Source organism: Paenarthrobacter sp. 10N417 (assembly GCF_056394745.1).
Map to the genome: position 1 here is coordinate 1 of NZ_JBFTIL010000050.1, position 1,713 is coordinate 1,713.

At 64.8% G+C, this 1,713-nt stretch carries 1 pseudogene; it reads right to left on the reverse strand.

The features are described from left to right. A pseudogene (locus AC1DCM_RS26460) lies at positions 1-1,713 on the reverse strand (pyruvate dehydrogenase (acetyl-transferring), homodimeric type); the annotation flags it as partial.

Sequence of the window (1,713 nt, forward strand, 5' to 3'; positions counted from 1 at the left end):
TCCCCAGTCCTCGGCGAGGAGTCCTCGGCGAGGATCCGGGCGGCGTCCAGGGCCCAGGGCACGGACACGCCGGAGGCGAGGATGTTCGCGGTGGGCCTGGTGTCCCCGGTGGTGTTTTCCGGGGCGGGCGCGAGGCGGTAGATGCCTTTGAGGAGCCCGTTGACGTCGAGGTTCTCGGGTTCGGCGGGTTGGGTGATGGGTTCGTTGTAGACGGTGAGGTAGTACATCACGTTTCGGTCTTCACCGGTGCCGGTGGCCTCGGTGTCGGGGCCGTACATTTCTTCGAGGCCGTGGCGGATGATGTGGCCGATTTCGTAGCCGTAGGCGGGGTCGTAGGTTTTCACGGCGGGGTTGGTGGAGGCCAGGATGGGGGAGTGCCCGTCGGCGTGTTGGAGTCCTTCGCCGGTGAGGGTGGTYCGTCCTGCGGTGGCGCCGATGATGAAGCCGCGGGTCATTTGGTCTGCGGCGGCCCAGAAGGAATCTCCGGTGCGTTGGAAGCCGAACATGGAGTAGAACACGTAGATCGGGACCAGGGGTTSGCCGTGGGTGGCGTACGCGGTTCCGGCGGCGGTGAACGCTGCGACGGCGCCGGCTTCGTTGATGCCGGGGTGGATCAGTTGCCCGGCGGGGGATTCCTTGTAGGCCAGGACGAGGTCCCGGTCCACGGAGAGGTAGTTCTGGCCCTTGGGGTTGTAGATTTTCGCGGTCGGGAAGAACGCGTCCATGCCGAAGGTCCGGGATTCRTCCGGGACGACGGGCACGAACCGGGCCCCGAAGTTCTTATCCCGCATGAGGTCCTTGAGCAACCTCACGAAGGCCATGGTGGTCGCGGCTTGTTGTTTGCCGGAGCCGCGTTTGGCGACCTCGTAGGATTTGGCTTCGGGCAGGGTGACGGGGGTGTGGGTGCGGCGGCGTTCGGGGACGAACCCGCCGAGCTCTGCCCGGCGTTCCATCAAATATTTGATTTCGGGGGCGTCCATGCCGGGGTGGTAGTACGGGGGCCGGTAGAGGTCCGCGTCGAGCTGGTCATCGSTGATGGGGATGCGCAGGTGGTCACGGAAGGCCTTGAGGTCTTCCATGGTCAGCTTTTTCATCTGGTGGGTGGCGTTGCGGCCTTCGAAGTGCGGGCCCAGGCCGTAGCCCTTGACGGTTTTGGCCAGGATCACGGTGGGTTTGCCCTTGAACTCGACCGCTGCCTTGTACGCGGCGTAGACCTTGCGGTAATCGTGCCCGCCGCGTTTGAGGCCCCAGATCTGCTCGTCGGTCAGGTCCGCGACCATGTCCTTGGTCTGCGGGGACTTGCCGAAGAAGTGATCCCTGACGAACCCGCCGGACTCGGCCTTGTAGGTCTGGTAGTCACCGTCGGGGGTTTCGTTCATGATTTTCACCAGCGCCCCGTCGGTGTCGTTTTCCAGCAGGGTGTCCCATTCCCGGCCCCAGACGACCTTGATCACGTTCCAGCCCGCGCCGCGGAAGAACGCCTCGAGTTCCTGCATGATCTTGCCGTTGCCCCGCACGGGCCCGTCCAGGCGCTGGAGGTTGCAGTTGATCACGAAGTTCAGGTTGTCCAGGTTCTCGTTCGCTGCCAGCTGCAGCAACCCGCGGGACTCGGGCTCGTCCATTTCCCCGTCRCCGAGGAACGCCCAGACCTGCTGGTCGGAGGTGTCCTTGAGGCCGCGGTTGTGCAGGTACCGGTTGGACTGGGCCTGGTAG